The sequence below is a fragment of the Shouchella rhizosphaerae genome (genome assembly GCF_036700015.1).
In the GTDB taxonomy this organism is placed as follows: domain Bacteria; phylum Bacillota; class Bacilli; order Bacillales; family Bacillaceae_D; genus Shouchella; species Shouchella rhizosphaerae.
On the sequence record NZ_CP144921.1, the window covers coordinates 1,190,208 to 1,207,361 of the forward strand.

The 17,154-nt window shown below is 44.0% G+C and carries 16 protein-coding genes and 1 CRISPR repeat array (1 of these 17 cut by a window edge); of the genes, 3 read left to right on the forward strand and 13 right to left on the reverse strand.

What is annotated here, in order from left to right:
• Positions 1 to 519: 519 nt before the first annotated feature.
• Positions 520 to 870: a DUF4260 domain-containing protein gene (locus V5G21_RS06165; RefSeq protein ID WP_011248347.1), complete on the reverse strand. Its 351-nt coding sequence runs from the start codon at positions 868 to 870 to the stop codon at positions 520 to 522.
• Entirely contained in the window at positions 867 to 1,295 is a 429-nt protein-coding gene (locus V5G21_RS06170; RefSeq protein ID WP_011248348.1) for a MerR family transcriptional regulator, read from the reverse strand. The genes V5G21_RS06165 and V5G21_RS06170 overlap by 4 nt, the downstream gene beginning before the upstream one ends.
• Positions 1,296 to 1,582: 287 nt before the next feature.
• Here V5G21_RS06170 and V5G21_RS06175 point away from each other — a divergent pair, with 287 nt between their 5' ends.
• Positions 1,583 to 2,632 (forward strand): ATP-grasp domain-containing protein, encoded by a 1,050-nt coding sequence (locus tag V5G21_RS06175; RefSeq protein WP_011248349.1) that lies wholly within the window; start codon positions 1,583 to 1,585, stop codon positions 2,630 to 2,632.
• A gap of 38 nt (positions 2,633 to 2,670) precedes the next feature.
• Positions 2,671 to 3,753 (forward strand): M20 family metallopeptidase, encoded by a 1,083-nt coding sequence (locus tag V5G21_RS06180; RefSeq protein WP_011248350.1) that lies wholly within the window; start codon positions 2,671 to 2,673, stop codon positions 3,751 to 3,753.
• Positions 3,754 to 3,810: 57 nt separating this feature from the next.
• Here the strand turns inward: V5G21_RS06180 and V5G21_RS06185 are convergent, their stop codons facing one another.
• The 9 genes from V5G21_RS06185 to V5G21_RS06225 form a co-directional block, all read right to left on the reverse strand.
• Entirely contained in the window at positions 3,811 to 4,338 is a 528-nt protein-coding gene (locus tag V5G21_RS06185) for a DinB family protein (RefSeq protein ID WP_011248351.1), read from the reverse strand.
• A gap of 610 nt (positions 4,339 to 4,948) precedes the next feature.
• The gene (locus V5G21_RS06190) at positions 4,949 to 5,239 is read right to left on the reverse strand and encodes a hypothetical protein (RefSeq protein WP_011248352.1); all 291 of its coding nucleotides are present in this window, start codon (positions 5,237 to 5,239) and stop codon (positions 4,949 to 4,951) included.
• Positions 5,236 to 6,036 carry a transcriptional regulator gene (locus V5G21_RS06195; protein WP_011248353.1) on the reverse strand — a complete coding sequence of 267 codons (801 nt, stop codon included), beginning with the start codon at positions 6,034 to 6,036 and terminating at the stop codon, positions 5,236 to 5,238. The genes V5G21_RS06190 and V5G21_RS06195 overlap by 4 nt, the downstream gene beginning before the upstream one ends.
• 322 nt (positions 6,037 to 6,358) lie before the next feature.
• Complete coding sequence (locus V5G21_RS06200; RefSeq protein WP_212929674.1) at positions 6,359 to 8,407, reverse strand: beta-galactosidase; 2,049 nt, start codon at positions 8,405 to 8,407, stop codon at positions 6,359 to 6,361.
• A gap of 21 nt (positions 8,408 to 8,428) precedes the next feature.
• A complete protein-coding gene (locus V5G21_RS06205) occupies positions 8,429 to 9,631 on the reverse strand; it encodes a glycoside hydrolase family 53 protein (RefSeq protein WP_011248355.1) in 1,203 nt (400 codons plus the stop codon).
• Positions 9,632 to 9,651: 20 nt separating this feature from the next.
• Positions 9,652 to 10,494 (reverse strand): sugar ABC transporter permease, encoded by an 843-nt coding sequence (locus V5G21_RS06210; protein WP_035203351.1) that lies wholly within the window; start codon positions 10,492 to 10,494, stop codon positions 9,652 to 9,654.
• Positions 10,494 to 11,768 (reverse strand): carbohydrate ABC transporter permease, encoded by a 1,275-nt coding sequence (locus V5G21_RS06215; protein WP_050749063.1) that lies wholly within the window; start codon positions 11,766 to 11,768, stop codon positions 10,494 to 10,496. The genes V5G21_RS06210 and V5G21_RS06215 overlap by 1 nt, the downstream gene beginning before the upstream one ends.
• Before the next feature lie 60 nt (positions 11,769 to 11,828).
• Positions 11,829 to 13,088, reverse strand: coding sequence for an extracellular solute-binding protein (locus V5G21_RS06220; protein ID WP_011248358.1), 1,260 nt, complete (start codon positions 13,086 to 13,088; stop codon positions 11,829 to 11,831).
• 188 nt (positions 13,089 to 13,276) lie between these two features.
• Complete coding sequence (locus V5G21_RS06225) at positions 13,277 to 14,269, reverse strand: LacI family DNA-binding transcriptional regulator (RefSeq protein ID WP_011248359.1); 993 nt, start codon at positions 14,267 to 14,269, stop codon at positions 13,277 to 13,279.
• A gap of 194 nt (positions 14,270 to 14,463) precedes the next feature.
• On the opposite strand from V5G21_RS06225, the gene V5G21_RS06230 reads away from it, so the two are divergent.
• Positions 14,464 to 14,811, forward strand: a complete 348-nt coding sequence (locus tag V5G21_RS06230) for a hypothetical protein (protein WP_338465372.1) — start codon at positions 14,464 to 14,466, stop codon at positions 14,809 to 14,811.
• A gap of 362 nt (positions 14,812 to 15,173) precedes the next feature.
• Here V5G21_RS06230 and V5G21_RS06235 read toward each other — a convergent pair whose 3' ends face one another.
• Both V5G21_RS06235 and V5G21_RS06240 read right to left on the reverse strand, forming a co-directional pair.
• Positions 15,174 to 16,040 carry a DMT family transporter gene (locus V5G21_RS06235; protein ID WP_338465373.1) on the reverse strand — a complete coding sequence of 289 codons (867 nt, stop codon included), beginning with the start codon at positions 16,038 to 16,040 and terminating at the stop codon, positions 15,174 to 15,176.
• A 79-nt stretch (positions 16,041 to 16,119) separates the two neighbouring features.
• On the reverse strand, positions 16,120 to 16,929 hold the full coding sequence (locus V5G21_RS06240; protein WP_338465374.1) for a TrmB family transcriptional regulator: 810 nt from the start codon (positions 16,927 to 16,929) through the stop codon (positions 16,120 to 16,122).
• Positions 16,930 to 17,153: 224 nt separating this feature from the next.
• Position 17,154: direct repeats of the CRISPR family, unit length 32 nt (it continues 695 nt past the right edge of the window).

Genomic DNA, 17,154 nt, shown 5'->3' on the forward strand with positions numbered 1-17,154 from the left:
TTGAACATATAAAATTACTTGTTCAAAACGAGAAAACGCAATCTTATGAAATACATATTTTTAACAATCCTCCAGTTATTTTGACTTGATTACTCATAAACCATACATGAATAATTCGAAAAAGTCAACGTAATTTTCGTCAGAGAAGCAAGCTTTTGGCCATTCCTGAAGCACTCCATTCACAATTTGTCTCCATTTAACATATTTCCGAAAGAATTCTCCCTCTTCAAGCGTATGAAGGGCGTAGTTGGGCGGTAAGGGGGAGATGACTATCGGTTGGGTGATTGCCGAAAAGCTTTTCATACGGCATGGTAAGAACATCGAAGCCTTGATCGAGACTACAATTCAGCAGTCAATATCAAAAAAGAAGGAATTCGCTTATTAGCCACTGCCTAATGAATAAATCAACTCTTGGAACAAGAGGGTTCGCTTGGTCCATTTCGTCAGCTACCAAAAGGGGCGATTACCCAAGAAGCCCCCACTTCAAGCGACCTGCAAGGGTGATAAGTGGTGGGTAGTTCACAGTCTTTGTATGTGAGTGTTTTTAAACGACTCTTGATACTTTAATCCAAAGCCAAATAGTCTATCCATAAATATATGAGCAATCCAGATGATAGAGATAAGTAGTAGATAATCGTTTGAAAAATAGAACGAAAAGAGTGTGAACAGTAGCGGGAGAGTAAAACTGTGGCCGACATTGTAAACGATTGCCCCTATTTTTTCATTCAGCGCATAACCAATCATGGTCATATCAGGAACGAGAAGAAGGACAAAAAACAACCAAATGGGAAAGCCTAGCTGTATATAAATATAAAAACAAAGGGCAAAGGCCATTCCGTTTTCAAGACGGACGATTTGATGAACAGTCATGATATCCCCCTTTTTTGCATGCTTTCAAAGAACGCGACGATCAATTCTTCAATGATCGCTTTATTTTCTGCATATTTCTCTCCCTCTATTAGTTCTTTAATTGTTTGTAATACTTTTAATGCGTGTTGGTAAAACTGAATTTTTTCCTCAACGTCGCTTACTTTTTGTTCTAATAACGATGTGGTTGAAAGGTTACATTCCGCCGATATTGCTTTACCCTTTAATATCAGCAATTGTTGAATCTCTTTTATCGTAAATCCTAGTTGCTTTAATACAACAATAAGCTGTAGTTGTTTTTCACATTCTTCATCGTATTCCCGATACCCATTTTCTCGTCTCTTTGGTTTTAGTAAGTTCTGTTTCTCATAATAACGAATTGTATCAGCTTGCATTTGATATTTGTCCGCAAAATCTTTGATTTGCATACGAACCACCCTTCCCTCTAGTACAACGATAACATTGGAGTAACGTCCAAGGTCAAGATTAACACAAATGGCCCCTCTTTAAACCTTGGCGAGCATCCTTCATGCAAACTTCCTTTTTCGCTGAATACATAAAAATGATTGAATCACCAACAATCCATTTATTTGCAATAACAAAGTCCCAAAGTCACGACGAATCCCATGATCAAAGAACGAGTTGATATCAATATGATTTAAATATGAAATCCGGGGTATAAAACTTTCAAACGTTCAAGAAGGAGGCAATCGCCATGAATATATTATTGACATCAGGTGCTAGACGAATTGATTTTGTGGGCTTCTTTCACGAGGCTTTAAAGAAAGCAAACATAGAAGGGAAAGTAATTGTTGCCGATCCAGATTACAACGCTCCTTCTTTACAAGCAGGAGACGAAAACTATGTGATTCCCCACCAAACGGACGAGCATTATATAGAAGCAATTCTTACCATTTGCCAAAAACACAACGTTGATTGTCTTGTGCCATTAAATGATTGGGAAGTGCCAAAAATAGCTGCACACAAAAAGGAACTTCAAGAACAGGGAGTCGCTGTTTTTGCCCCTGACCAATCAGTCGTAGACAGCGTCCGCGATAAAGGCAACTACCGTCAATTGTTGAGCCCTATTGGTGTGAAAGCACCAAAATCATATTGCTCGATCGCAACCGTGAAAGCTGCCCTTGCTAACGATCAGATAGCGTTTCCACTAATGATCAAGCCCCGCAACGGCTCTGCTTCAATCGGAGTGGAAACGGCACATAAAATCGAAGACATTGAACATGCATACCAACACGCCGTCAATACGGTGAAAGAGTCGCCATTAGACGATGCGACCGCGAAAGAAGCAGAGAATAACATTTTAATTGAGGAAATTATCGAAGGCGATAAATACAGCCTGGACATATTCAATGACTTAGAAGGTCGTTTCTGCGCGTCGTTTATTCGCAAACAACTGCAAATGAGAGGCGGCGATGTAGACCGGTGCATAACCGTCCATCAACCTGAGTTGGTCGAGATTGCCCGCAAAATGGGCGAGCATTTAGGTCACGCTGGCTATATGAATGCCGATGTGTTTTTCAATGGCGATGATTACTATGTCATTGACATCAACCCTCGATTTGGCGGAGGTTATGCGTTTTCTCACCACGCTGGTGCTGATGTTCCATCCGCCATTATTGCCCTTACAGCAGGGAAGGCTGTCAAAGAGGAGTGGCTGACAACACGGCCCAATCTTGAACTTGCTCGCCATGACATCGTTGTCCCAATTGAGAAGACATTTTCTGAACTGCATCCAAGTCGGTGATCGAGTATCATACTATTTGCGAAGTTAGGAGGAAAAACATGGGGGACCCAATCCCGTTGCTAAAGGATTTAATTCGCATAGATAGTTCAACCAAAGCCGGAGTCAACAAAGCGATGGCTTTTTGCGAAGAGTGGCTGAACGACAAAGGGCTGCCAGTCGAACGGCTTGTTAACAACGGTTATTCTATGCTTGTCTCTAGCATTGGAAGTGGGAGCAACACCATTGTGCTCAATGGCCATATTGACGTGATTGAAGGCAGCCGATCCCAGTTTACACCATACACAAAGGAAGGAAAAATATATGGACGCGGCTCGGCGGATATGAAAGCCGGTTTAGCCGCGATGATGGAAACAATGGCAGAGTTAAACGGCGTGCCTCTCCCTTGGCGCGTCCAACTTCAAATCGTCCCTGATGAAGAAACAGGAGGCCTTTACGGTACCAACTATTTAGTAGAACAAGGGCACCGAGGCGATTTCATCATCTGCGGCGAACCCACAAACATGGGAATCGCCATTCAGTCAAAGGGCGTCTTGCAGGTTGATATTCACATCAAGGGAGAACCTGCGCACGGCAGCCGTCCTTGGGAAGGCAATAACGCCATATTAAAAGCACATGCACTCTATGAAGCCATTCTTGAATTGCCGTTCGCCCAAGAGGTAGCGCCTCCCATGTTCAAAGAACCGTCTATTAACCTTGCAAAGTTACAGGGAGGCACCGTCTACAACAAAGTACCTGACCAATGCGATATGTCACTGGACATCCGCTATTTGCCAGACCAATCGCCTAGCGAGATTTTGCGGCAAATTAAAGGAATCACGGACGGCGTCGTACGCACACATATTTGCAATAGCCCTGTCAAAACAAAAGCAGACAATCCATTTGTCCAAGCGCTCGCGGATTCGTTAGTGGCACAAACACAATTGGAAAAGGCGACACTTTACGGGCAACACGGCTCCAACGATGGGCAATTTTTTACAAAGTACGGCGGAAATGCCGTTGAATTCGGGCCCGTTGGCTATGACTGGCATGGCGACAATGAAATGGTGTATACAGATTCAGTTAGGCAGTACCAAGCCGTTTTGATCGATTTCCTAAAAAACGGCCAATCTGACTTTGTGTAGTAACAGCAACGGCGAGCGGTTTATTTGAAGGTTGAGCAAGCAGCACAACGCTGCTTGCTACTTTCTATTTAAAATACCTAAATACGCCTGCCAAGGCCCTACATCATCCCTATATCGTTCCGCCATTACGCGCGCTATTTGGGCAATATGCGTAAAATCATGGACGACCCACGTCGACAGCAATTCCCTTGTTTTGACGCGGCCAAATGCAGGATGAAAACCTGCCCTTTCATAATCGAAACCGTCGGCAATCCATGTTTTCAATGTGTTCACATTGTTGAGCCGCACGTTTTTAAAATCGGCCAACGCTTGCGCTGCTGGACGTTTGCCTTCATGATGCAAGTGAGAAAAACGATCAAACTCAGGAAACGGCTTGCTTTCGCCTTCACGAATAATAAAAGCTAATCTTGGCAGCCAATTATGCTTTTCCGCCTCAATAAGATGCTCTACTACTTCTACAGCATTCCATGTACCTTCCCCTTCATCGCAGTGCAGCCACCCTTCTGACAAACCCGCTAGATAATGAGCAAGTGTGTCCGGCGTACGCTCAAGTATCTCGATCGCCTCTTCGACCTTAAAATTCAAACCGATCCCCCCATTTCAGTCTATTGCGAACCAGAATTTGTGCCTGGCAAAACAGTGGTTTATATATACGAGTGAGGACATTTCTAAGTTTCGTTCACAACATGTATCTAGTTAAGTAGGAAAGATGGACAGAACGAATCTACATTAAATTTATATATAACTGTATCTCTACACGGTGAGCTTATTACGAATACATACATTTTCTGAAATGATTAAGAGAATACTTAAACAATCATAGAAATAAAGCTTGTTCCAAATCATTTTTGTAGTTTCAGATCCCTTTATCAATAAGATGATTCCTACCGCTATTGCAATGTATCCTACCTTACCGAAACCCACCTATTTTTTTGTGTGTTACTGTTCCTCTGGATTGTACCATGATTAAAACTCTTCCGTTCCAGTTTCTCCACAACATCACTTATACTTCCTGTATTACTAACATAAGAGAAAAATAACACTACGATATTTTGAAATTAAAAAAAGACCTGCTACTAAAGGCAGGTTTCTTAACTAATTTCTACTTTATCATTCGGCTCAAATTCTCCTGTTGCAAAGCTATTTACTCCTGCTAAAAGAGTTAGAACCAGTACGCTAAGTGCTAGAAACTTTTTCATTGTTGGTCATCTCCTAACGTATTTTGGAATAGCCGGGCTTTGTAAGCTGTCTTTAAATATTTCAATGTCAATTTGTCATTTCCTTCTTTTTCTGCAAAATTAGCTGCTTCTTCCGCCACCTCAGCCACTTTAAAGTCCAAGCCTAATTTGTTGAGGTCATCGATTGCTGTATCAACTAAACTGTAATCTTTTTTGATATGCAATCCTTCTGTTGCCAGACATCTTGCCATGTATTCATGATTTTTGTAGTATTTAGCGCCTGCATGAGCCGCTTTAAACTGCTTCATTGCCTCTTCATGTTTGCCTTGGTTGAAAAGAACGTTACTAAGATTGTATGTTGTTTTAGCTCCAACCGCTGCATCCTGTGCACCTTAAAAGATAAAGCTTGTCTAAAATAAACTTCTGCTTGGTTGTAATCTTTAATGCCAAGTTTATTTAGCCCTAAGGATCGATTGATTAACCCAAGCATTACGTCATTGTCCGTGGCCTTTTCCAAGCCATCTAGTAAGATGTCCTCTGCTTTTTTAGGGTTATGCAACTCTTGGTAAATACCCGCCAGTACAATTTGGCAATTTAATGATGGCTCAGTATATTCAAGACGATCAAAGATAACCTTTGCATGTTCAATATGAGAAGCAGCTACAAGGTATTGGTTTAATCTGTAATAAACAAGTCCGCTATATTGATAAAACTCAGCTTCTTCAGCCTCATCGTTCACATACTCTAACAAGCGCTGAGCTTTGTTAAAAAGCTTAATAGCTGATCTATAGCGTTCATTGACATACTCGCTTTGACCACTAACAAAGTAATAGAGGTACTTTAGTATGTTGTCAATTTTAGCTATATGTTCAATATTCTGAAAATCAGCCTGTAATTCATTTTTGTTGTATCTATTTATCAGCATGTCATGCCTAAATTCAACTAAAGAATAGTAGGCCAATATCTTATCATTGTCTTTCATCTCACTTAGGAGTTGCTTGACTTCTTCTTTAAGCAAAATAGCTTGATCATGAGACTTAGCAATTACACAACTATACCACTCAACAATTTTCGCCCCAGCTTTTTCAGCAGTCATTATTGACATTGTATCACCTCTACCAATATATAATACTACTAGTATAGACGATGTTTTCCGATAATGTAAGTTAATTGGATATTTCCCAACATTAAATAATCAATGTCCCAATTTAGATTTCAGACCCAAACCGTAATTGCCTATTTGTATACAAAAGGAAAAAAAACCGGCAGCCGTGGAGGGCTACCGATCCTGAATGTATGTTTTTCCGGTTTACTTGAAATGAGCCACACGTTCTGAAAGCATCATGTCAAGCGGTTCTTTGTACTCTGGTGTAGTACACGCCGTATTACGCTCAAAAGCCGCGAATGGGTGTCCACCTTGTTAACAATTAGATGGCTTCGACCACCACTTCCCACCCATATGGACGGAGCGTGACTTGATTGATCGTTTCCCCGTGGATCGTCTTCTTTTCTCCATTTAGTGTAAGACGCTTTTCGTATTCGCTAAAGTTCATGAAAAACGTATACGCATATTCGCCGTTCGTCCTTGTTTGCACACTGACCCCTGTCGGAATAGAAGCTGCGATAGGAGAGGCAAGCCCGTGTTCGTTAATGAGCAGCTCGTAAAAAGCATCATAGAAGCGTTGTTCGTTAGCCGACGCCATATAATAAGCCGTTCCCTTACCTAGTCGGTTTTTCGTGACAGCCGGTGTTGGCGAGCTGCCGCCTTGAAAGGCAGCGATTGTTTCAGCGCCTTTTAGATGGATTCGTTCAATAAATGAATGAGCCTCGTACGTATCGCCATTCCACGTGAACGGTACGGTTTCATGTTTGTACAAACTGTCAATTTCTTCAGCCCAAACGCCAAGCACGGGCTTTAATGGGCCAGGAAAACCGCCAAGGAAACATAGATCGGTTTCATCTACAATGCCGCTCCAGTACGTAGCAATAAACGTACCGCCGTTTTTGACATATGCTTCGATTTGCTCAGCCACTCCCGGTTTGAGCATGTAAAGCATCGGGGCAACGACAATTTTGTAAGTGGAAATGTCATCGTTCATTGAGACGACATCGACTGGAACACCGTGTTTCCAAAAGCTTCGATAATGGCTCTGAACTTGGGACGCATAGCCTTTATCAATATTGTTCGTTGCTTGGGCATCATCAATCGCCCACTGGTTTTCCCAGTCATAAATGATTGCGACATCTGCTTCTACGGTCGAACCTGCAACGGGAGCCAACTGTTCGAGCGTTCGCCCCAGTTGAGCGACTTCTTGAAAAACGCGTGTATGTTCATGGCCGACATGGTCTACGACGGCGCCATGAAATTTTTCAGAAGAGCCTCTGCTTTTGCGCCATTGAAAGTAGAGAATCGCATCTGCCCCGTGGGCAACGGCCTGCAATGATGATAACTCATGCATGCCTGGCTTCTTGGCGCGGTTCACATCATGCCAGTTAACAAGGCTTGGCGTGCTTTCCATTAACAAAAACGGCTGCCCGCCTTTTAAAGAGCGGTAGATATCATGGACAAAGGCGACATCTGAGGCAAGTGCTTCGGTCGATTGCTTTTCTCCGTGCCAGCCCGGATAACTGTCCCAGCTAATCACATCTAATTCATCAGCAAATTTTCGGTAATTCAGCCCAAGAAATGGCCGCATATGGGGGTAATTGCCCATAAAATTCGTTGTGATCTTGATTTCAGGCGTCAACTCACGGAGCGGCTCAATTTCATTTCGATAAAAATCAATCGTCTGGTCAGTAACAAATCGCTTCCAGTCTAAATTATGGCCATGGATCATCGATTCCCCATGGGGGGCAGGCGACTCGATTTGTTCCCAGTCTGTATACGTATGGCTCCAAAAACCAGTCCACCAAGCTGCGTTTAGCTTATCCAAACGATTGTCGTAACGGCGCTTTAGCCAGGCGCGAAATGCGTCTTGGCAATAGTCACAATGGCAAGCGCCGCCATACTCATTCGAAATATGCCACATTTTCAAAGCCGGATGGCCTTTGTAGCGCTCTGCTAATTTGCGGTTTATTTGCTTGACTTTCTGACGGTACACAGGGGAAGTCAAACAGTGATTGTGACGCTGTCCATGCAAATTCCGCCGTCTGTCCGCTTCGACACGGAGCACTTCCGGATAGGCTTTCGACAGCCATGCCGGCCTCGCTCCACTTGGCGTAGCCAGGATCGCATGGTAACCTTTTTCGGCAAGACGGTCCATAATGTCATCTAACCATGCAAACGTATAGACTCCTTCCTCTGGCTCAATCGCGCTCCAGCCGAAAATATTAATCGAAAACGTGTTGCAATGAGCGAGGGGCATTAAACGGAAATCTTCCTCAATGATTTCTGGCATGTGCAGCCATTGGTCCGGATTATAATCGCCGCCATGCATCATCCCTTCCACTGTTGGGTGTACTGGTGGATATTTCATTCTCCTACTCCTCTCTTCTTGTCATTTCAGTTGGTTTACTAAATGGAACACATCTAATGAAGGCAATGCTTCTCCATTAAAATCAAACATCGCTTGATTGTCCCAAGCATTGCCAACTTCCCCTTCTGTTTGGATATAGCGCATTCCGGCTTCGTTCGCCCAAGAGGCGCCAGACACTGGAATCCAAAGTGGTTCCCAATAGTAGAACCCTTCTCCACCAACCGCATGGATCGTCTCCATTAAATCGCGCAAGTAAGACGCTTGACCTTGCGGTGATGCTGGATAACCGACTAGCTGTGCGTATTCACTTGAAAAAATATTATCTAAGTTATCGCCATTGTCTGTCGTAAAGCCATATGCTGTTTCGACGACATTGACGCCTTTGCCATAATCGTTAGTAACAAGCTCCATTACTTGTTTGAGCTTACTGAAATCCCCATCCCAGTAAGGGTAGTAAGACAACCCAACGACATCAAAATCAACGTCCCGCTTCACGATCTCATCGAGCCACCATTGAGCCATATCGATATCTCCGCCTTCTGCTAAATGAAGCATCGTGCGAATGCCCGGGTCGCAGTCTTTCACGGCAGTAAGCCCTGCTTTCAACAACGCGGCGAGCCTATCAAATTCACCGCCGCCTTCTCCCCAGCTTTTGCCGTCAGGCCATAGCATTCCGGCATTGATTTCATTGCCAACTTGGACCATTTCCGGAATGATCCCTGCATCCTTTAACTGGCCAAGCACATTGGATGTATGGTGATAAATAGCGCTCTTTAATTCCTCAAAACTGTAATGTTCCCAGCTTTTTGGCTTAAACTGCTTCCCTGGGTCTGTCCAAAAATCACTGTAGTGAAAATCAAGCAGCAGTTGAAAACCATGGTTATGGGCACGCTTTGCCAGATCGACGGCGCGCTGTTCACCCACAGTCCCGCCGCCATACGGGTTGCCGTTTTCATCGTAAGGATCTACCCAAATGCGGATACGGACAGCATTTACACCCTTTTCCTTTAACAACACGAGTGGATCAATTTGTTCTCCATCGGCATAATAGCGCCCGCCGTTTTCCTCGATTTCTGGCAACATCGAGATATCGGCTCCTTTAATAAAGCGATCATCCAATCCAGCAATGGGTTCAACTGTAACCGCTGCTTTCACATCCGCACCTCCAAATAAAACGATACAAACTAGCAATACGACAAACGGCCATTTGCCACGCAAGCTCAACTTCCGATCATCTCCTTCGTTTATCCTTTGACGCCTCCTTGTGTCAATCCAGAGACAAACTGCTTTTGCAACAACAAGAACATGAGCGCAACAGGTATCGAAATCAACAACGCCCCTGCCGCAAACATCGTATAGCTGGCTCCCATTGGATTGGACACTAAATTATAAAGGCCAATCGGGAGAGTATACATTTCCGGCGAACGGACAATGACGCTTGCTAAAATAAAGTCACCTAGTGGGCCTGTGAATGAATTGATCGCGACCACAGCAAGTATCGGCTTCGCAAGGGGCATAATGATTTGCCCATAAATGCGAAAATGGCTTGCGCCGTCCATCCGTGCCGATTCGTCCAAGTCACGGGGAATCGAATCAAGATAGCCTTTTAACAAAAACGTATTCATCGGAATTTGCCCGCCTGCATAAATCAACACTAATGCCCAGTGGCTATTAATCAAGCCGAGCATTTGCGCCAGCACAAAGATCGCGATCAAGGCAGAGAATTGCGGGATCATCTGCAAAAGCAAAAACAGCATCAAGCCATTTTTTCTTCCCTTGAAACGAAATCGAGAAAACGCATAACCAGAAAAGCTAACAAGCACAAGCGTTATGCCCATAGTAAGGAGGCTAATTTTTAGTGAGTTGAGGTACCATTGAACGTAAGGATGCGACCCCTCCCCAAGCAAATGGATATAATGGGCCAGCGTTGGATTCTCTGGGATCATGGACGTGCTCATCAAACTATTGCCAGGATTAAAGGAAGCCCCGATTGTCCACACAAGGGGATAAGCAATTACAAGGACAACGCTAACCAAAATGCTATAAGTCACAAATAAGCGAATGCGCCTTTTCGTATAAACCGTCATCACATCATATCCTCCTCTTTAAAGGAGTTCGTACGCTTAAATTGCCAAAGGGCAATCGAAATAACAAAAATTGACAGCAACATCGTGATCGCCGCGGCCAATGCATACTGGGATGACTGCATCGTCAGTTTGTAGATCCACGACACAAGAATATCGGTTCCCCCTGCTGTTGAGCCTGGCATAGGTGGGCCTCCGCCATTAAACAAATAAATGATGTTGAAATTGTTAAAATTAAACGTATACTGTGTAATTAAAATCGGTGCAATCGAATAGAGCACAAGCGGCAATGTAATCAAGCGGAATTTCTGGATAAAGCCGGCCCCATCAATCGTCGCCGCTTCATAAAGATCATTAGGAATCGCTTGCAAGACGCCTGTCGTCATAATGAACACAAACGGAAACCCTAGCCACATTTGCATAACGATTAACGCCACACGACTCCAAAACGGGTCATTTAGCCAAGGCAGGCCATCAACGCCAAAAAACGTGAGAATATGGTTGTTAATCGCCCCAAACGAATCATTAAACAAGCCAGCAAACACAAGAATCGTTACAAACCCCGGCACCGCCCAAGGGAGAATAAAAAACGTTCGGAAAAACGCTTTCCCCCGTACATCGCGCTGATTTAATAAAATCGCCAAAAAAATGCCCAACGCGCATTGGAGCGTTGTCGCAACAAGCGTCCATACAACTGTCCAGCCAAGCACATCCAAAAAGGTCGAACGCCAAATCGGGACAGAAAAGATATCACGGAAATTTTTCAACCCCACCCAGTCGAACAAGTTGGCGGGCGGAGAATGGTATAAATCATAATTGGTAAAGGCAATCGCCAAACTGAACAAAATCGGAAAAATCACCGTAAAGATTAGCAGAAAAAAGGCAGGTGAACTCATCAAATAGGGAAAGCTCGCATCGAGCAAATGATGGTACTGGCGGCGGATCGAATGAAGCTCAAGCCCTAAGTCGCGGCGTTTTCCGTTCTTCGCCGCATCTTTAATCATGAAATAGTAAAATGCAAGCCCAAACGCTGCCACAATGACCGCAATAATTCCTTCTGCTAACAAAAAGACGGAGTTGTCTCTTGGCGTTTGCACGCCTAGCGTTGCTAATCCCCAAAACCCCATATTAAAAATGTCTTTAAATACAAACAGAAACGCTGCGCCAAAAAGGAAGAAAAGCGTTCCTTTTGCAAATTGCTTATTGTACATCTGCCCCATTCCGGGGATAATGGCGAGCATTCCCGCCACGAGCGCATGGTTCGTGGCAGGCTTCATCTTATGTTGCTCGTCAAGTTTCACGTGCTTCACCTTCTCTTTTAATAGAGGCGTTCGCTCCTAGTTTTGGCTATGGTTCGCTTCGATTTGCGACTCGATTGTTTGAACTGCTTCTTCTAATGCTTCCTGTACATCTGTCCGTCCTGTCGCAATCAATCCTAGCGCATTGTCAATTGGCGTCCACACTTCGGCCATTTCTGGATTGTTCGGTGTCATTGTCGCGTAAAGGCTTTGTTCAGAAACGGCTGCCGCATGCTCGTCTTCAGCAATGGCCGGGTGTTCCACTAGTGAGGTGAGCGGCGGTATTTCCCGCGTTTGTTCAAAACGGTCCAGTGAATTCTCTTCATTTGTCAAAAACTCTACAAACTCTTGTGCCAGTTCTGCATTTTGAGAATAAGAAGAGACATTATAGCTTTTTACTCCTAAAAAGGAACTCATCGGCTCGCCATCCGCCAAAGCAGGCAACGGCAATACACCGTAATCGATGCCAGCTCGCGCATACGGCTCAAACGACCAAGGTCCAGAAATGACCGCTGCTGCCTTTCCTTCAGTAAACAAGGAGTCAAGCACATTAATCCCTTGCTCACCAACAATGCCAGCAGGAAACAGCCCTTCTTCAAAAAACGTTTGAATGTACGTGCCGCCTTCAATCGCCCCTTCATTGGCAAGCCCGATATCGTTCACGTCATACTGCCCATCTTCATTTTGCGGGAAAATATAGCCGCCACCTCCGCCGATGACGCTCATGGCATAATAAATTTCATCCCACTTTGCCACAAATCCGTATTCGTCTTCAGCGACTCTCTCTTTCGATAGCTCATACCATTCATCAAGCGTCTGCGGCGGCTCGTCTACCAGTTCTTTGTTATAGAAAAGAATCGTTGTCTCTACTGCTTTTGGCAATCCATAAACTTCTCCATCAACTGTTTGCGAAAGCAGCGACTCTTCCGTAAAACGGCCTGTCACTTCATCATCGACCTCTAAAGGAGCGAGAAGCCCTTCGACGACGGCAGTGCCGATTTGGTCATGGGGAATCGTCAATACATCCGGCCCAGAACCAGCAGGGCCATCTAAACGCAAATCTTCTAACTGCCCGCCATACTCTTTTTCAATCACTTCAATTTCAATTCCATGCATGTCTTCAAAAGCAGCAACAGCCTTTTCAATGCCAATTGCTTTTTCAGCGTCTTCCCAAATCACCAATTTATCAGCAGATGTCCCACTAGCACTTTCCCCAGCATCGCCGTCCTCTTGTGGTCCACAAGCGACAACGGTCAGAACTGCTCCACTAAGCAACACCATTCGCCAATTCGTTTTCATTTGTCATCCCCTCAATCAAAAAAGTAACCGCTTTCTTATAAAATAACAACATTCACGAAAAAAGTAAACTTATTTGTATATCTATATTTAGTAAAATATTTTACTTAATAACAAAAAAAAGAGCCCTTTAGGACTCTAGAGGTTGTCGACAAAGTCGATTACTACACTCAGGCTGATAGAGAAACACTTTAGCCAGTACTTTTTCGAAAGATGGGGTTACATGACATGAGCACCGTTTTTGGAGAAGTCCTTTTATCGACGAGCCGTTCTAATAACAAGTCAATAGCCGTTTGGCACAAAAGCTTTACATCAATCCGAAAAGTTGTCAACGGCGGAGAAACATATTGGGCAATGCTGGCGTCATTTATACTAAAAACATTTACCCGCTCCGGCAACGCAATCCGTTCCTCATTTAAGGCTTGCAAACAGCCAACGGCAAGAGAGTCGCTTGCTACACAAAATGCTGTCGGCAACTGGTCGCCAAGGGAGTGGATCGCTCGTTTCATCAAAGCATAGCCTTCATTTACAGCATATTGGTCGCCAACAAACAAAAACCGTTCATCGAAAAGCCCTTTTTTCTCCATATATTCTTTAAAAGCACGCTCTCTGCGATCGGGAATATAACCGCCACAATCGGCATCAAAATCATTGCCGCCAATATAACCAATCGCTGTATGACCATTTTCCAAGTAGTAATCAATCATCCGTTCAATCATCCTGCGGAGATGGGGCCGTACAGAATCGAAATGGTCTTCATCAGGCGAGGTATCAATAAACACCACGTCGTTTGTTAACGTACGGATATAATCTAGCTCACGCTTGCTAAAGCGCCCAAGGCAAATAACGCCTTTTGTTTGCGGGTCGATCGCCTCAATTCCATCACCGATCGAATACGTTGTTAAGTTAAGCTGCCGTTCGTTTGCCTCCTCCTCAACGCCTTTCTTCACTGTTTGAAAATAAACGTCCTGCAAATCTTCTTTTTCCGTAATCCAATACAAGAAAGCAATTTTCTTTAACGAATGTTTAAATCGTTTCTTTGTATAGCCTAACCGTTGCGCGGTTTCATACACCTTTTCCCTCGTCTCTTGCGTCACAGATAAAGTGGGGTCTTGCTTGAGCACTCGCGAAACTGTCGTAATAGAGACACCTGCTTTTTCAGCAATCTCCTTTATCGTAGCCAATGGGCTTCCCTCTCTCTATTGATCATTTCTACCGTCTAGTATAGAGAGTCTATCATGGAGAAGCAATTTCTGCTTGGATGGAGCGCCTGGCAACACGCCCTTGATTGGGCGTACAAACCGTACGAAAAACGACTTGGGTTTGAAATGTTTATGCTTTGTTTCAAATTGGTTTTAACCTTAAAGACGGACTCGCTTTGGGCAACCAGATTAAAAACAAAGGCATTGCCAAACTGGCCTACGAGCTCCTTCTTGATTTAGGCGAAACGCTTTTAGGGGCGATCAGCTGTGCTTTCTCGATTGCCTTAGCGATTTGGGAAGGCGTAGACGGAGAAATGACGACAAGCAACGGCATGAAGCTGACACAAAACTTGGCGATCACCATTTCACAAATTCTTGCCTTCCCTGCTTCAGTGATTTCAGAGCCCCGTGTAAAAAAAGTCATACAAGGCGCTCAAGCCTTTTGCAACATTAGCCCAGGCGTCATCGACATTTGCCGCACCGCCTACGATCAAGAAATGGAGGCCATTCATACCAATCGGTAAAAGACAGGCCAGCGAAAGCCGAAACAGTTTACGTAGGTATATGGCTTTGCCCATCATCTAGTTACGTACTTAGTTGCCCGAATCGGGATTGAGGGCATGAAGGAAGGCGACATGACCGACACTGACTATCAGTTTTACCTAGAATGTTTAGCTGAAAATGGGTTTATTTAATCGGTTCCCTTTCCTAATAAACAGGGCCTGCCATCACAGGCCCTCTTTTCAGCTCGTAAACTCATTTGGCAAACCCTGCTTCCCCCTCATACGCCCCCATCTAATTCAAAAACTCGTTCGGAAACTTACACTGATGTTTAGCTCTCCAACACTATTAACTAGCCATCCTTTTATTTGCAGCAGGACAACGCTCATGCCTTTTTCTGTTCGTATTTTTTCGGGCGGTACCCCATAGCCAAAAAAATTAGCAAAATCCCTACAAGTTGCAGGATATCGGGGCGATAGTGAAGAACGGCGACATCTAGCAAAATTGCAACGATCGGGTCGATGAAAACCAATATAGCAATCGTCGAAGCAGGCAATTCTCTTAAACTGGAAAAGAAAAAATAAAAGACAACACCTGTATGGATAAATCCTGTTATAAGAATAAACAGCCAGTTCTCGGCGGAAAGTCCCGAAAATAAGTGCCAATCGACTAATGGCGCCAATAATACAGCACCAAGCATTGTTTGTATTAGTGTTGTTTTAGTTGGTGATAAAACCGTGATGCTTTTTCCTGCAAGCGACGTTAATGCATAGAAGAACGCAGCAGCAAATGCCCAGCCAATACCTGTCTGCAAAAAGTCCGAAACATGGCCGTGGCTATACGCTTTGCCGACGAGCAATGCACCGACAAAACAAATCACAATCGAGGCGATGCCTGCCCAAGTCAACTTTTCTTTAAACAACAATGAACCTAAAAGTAAGATAAGCAGTGGCGCTAGATGATAGATCGACACTGCTACCGTAATCGGCATGACTTCGAATGAACGGAAAAAGAAGAGCCAATTAAGCACAAGAAACAAGCCACATAATAAAACCTTTCCGTACTCACTTCTTGGCGGCTGTTCCTCTCTTCCTTTCCTATTCGTTAACAATAGTACTGCGCCTAGCATCACACTCGCACACAAACAGCGAACAAATACAAGCTCTAACGATGGTAAACCAGCCTTTACGGAAAACAATCCAATTGAACCGAAAATCGCCATAGCCAAACTAAATTTCACATGTGCATTCATCGTACATCTCCTAGAAGTTATACTACTAACTACTAAAAATTCCTCCAAAATAAACAGCTTGCTTTGAGCATTACGCTTATCACAAGCTGCTTTTTCCGGTCATAACGTGAATCAAATCTTCACGTTTTCTCCATAAAGCATCGAGCTTCTCTGGTCCAAATGCGTTGGTCACTTCTTCTACCATAATGTCATGGCGAATGTATTCTGTAGCAATGAGCACTAAAGCAGGGTCCATTGATTTAACAGCCCATTCTGAACCCTTATCGCTAAATTTTGCAATTAACGCTTCTTCTTCATCACGAATGACAATGGTCAAAGAGCCACCCATTCGTTCACTGACAATGTTAGGTGCCATATAGTTATGGTGGTACGTATGCCCAAATGACTTGCTCTCATCGCCAAACAGCACAGTAAAAATCGGAATGTCCGTTTCTTTTTCCTTTAACACGTCCTCAATGCTTGCCACCGTTGGCGACCAAATTGACAACCATAACTCTTTTTTCGCCGCCCGAATCATGGAGCGCATCTCGCTAATGATATGGTCATACTGGACAATCCTTGTCACCACATCGATTTTTTGGTCGCTTTCTAAAGTGGTTAACGAATCCTCTAATGAGGTCAAAGAAGCATCAAGATCTTCCCTCATTTTCGTCAATAGCTGCCGCGGGTCCACTGGCTTATAGACAATTGGGTCAGCGGGCACGGTATGCACAGCCCCTTTATCGAGCAACTTGCCAAGCACTTCATAAATCATCGACCGAGGCACGCCTGAGCGCTTGCTTAATTCATAACCTGTAATCGCTGGCGCCTTTAATAACCCAATATACGCTTTTGACTCATATTTGGAAAAACCGTGCTTTTGCAGCTCCTGAATGACTGCCTCTTCCATATCAGCACCTCTAAGTAGTTAGTGTGATAACTACTTTACAGAACATAGCCATACCTTGTCAAGCAGCCCAACAAAACAAATAAAAAAACAGCCAAAACGCTGTAAAATAAGGGTTTTGGCTGCTGTATAGATGGTGATGATTCAGTCTAACCGGGCGTTCTTCTCTTCATGTGTGCACGCATGAAGAGTGCGACTACCAACGTTTGGCAGCTGAGAAGAGCGCGA

What these genes read in the sequence shown, in the direction of transcription:
- V5G21_RS06165 (WP_011248347.1), bottom strand. Translation starts at nt 870, where the DNA reads ATGACTGTTCATCAAATCGTCCGTCTTGAAAACGGAATGGCCTTTGCC.
- V5G21_RS06240 (WP_338465374.1), bottom strand. Translation starts at nt 16,929, where the DNA reads ATGGAAGAGGCAGTCATTCAGGAGCTGCAAAAGCACGGTTTTTCCAAA.
- V5G21_RS06175 (WP_011248349.1), top strand. Translation starts at nt 1,583, where the DNA reads ATGAATATATTATTGACATCAGGTGCTAGACGAATTGATTTTGTGGGC.
- V5G21_RS06190 (WP_011248352.1), bottom strand. Translation starts at nt 5,239, where the DNA reads ATGAAGCAGTTTAAAGCGGCTCATGCAGGCGCTAAATACTACAAAAAT.
- V5G21_RS06200 (WP_212929674.1), bottom strand. Translation starts at nt 8,407, where the DNA reads ATGAAATATCCACCAGTACACCCAACAGTGGAAGGGATGATGCATGGC.
- V5G21_RS06210 (WP_035203351.1), bottom strand. Translation starts at nt 10,494, where the DNA reads ATGACGGTTTATACGAAAAGGCGCATTCGCTTATTTGTGACTTATAGC.
- V5G21_RS06215 (WP_050749063.1), bottom strand. Translation starts at nt 11,768, where the DNA reads ATGAAGCCTGCCACGAACCATGCGCTCGTGGCGGGAATGCTCGCCATT.
- V5G21_RS06195 (WP_011248353.1), bottom strand. Translation starts at nt 6,036, where the DNA reads ATGTCAATAATGACTGCTGAAAAAGCTGGGGCGAAAATTGTTGAGTGG.
- V5G21_RS06220 (WP_011248358.1), bottom strand. Translation starts at nt 13,088, where the DNA reads ATGAAAACGAATTGGCGAATGGTGTTGCTTAGTGGAGCAGTTCTGACC.
- V5G21_RS06235 (WP_338465373.1), bottom strand. Translation starts at nt 16,040, where the DNA reads ATGAATGCACATGTGAAATTTAGTTTGGCTATGGCGATTTTCGGTTCA.
- V5G21_RS06170 (WP_011248348.1), bottom strand. Translation starts at nt 1,295, where the DNA reads ATGCAAATCAAAGATTTTGCGGACAAATATCAAATGCAAGCTGATACA.
- V5G21_RS06180 (WP_011248350.1), top strand. Translation starts at nt 2,671, where the DNA reads ATGGGGGACCCAATCCCGTTGCTAAAGGATTTAATTCGCATAGATAGT.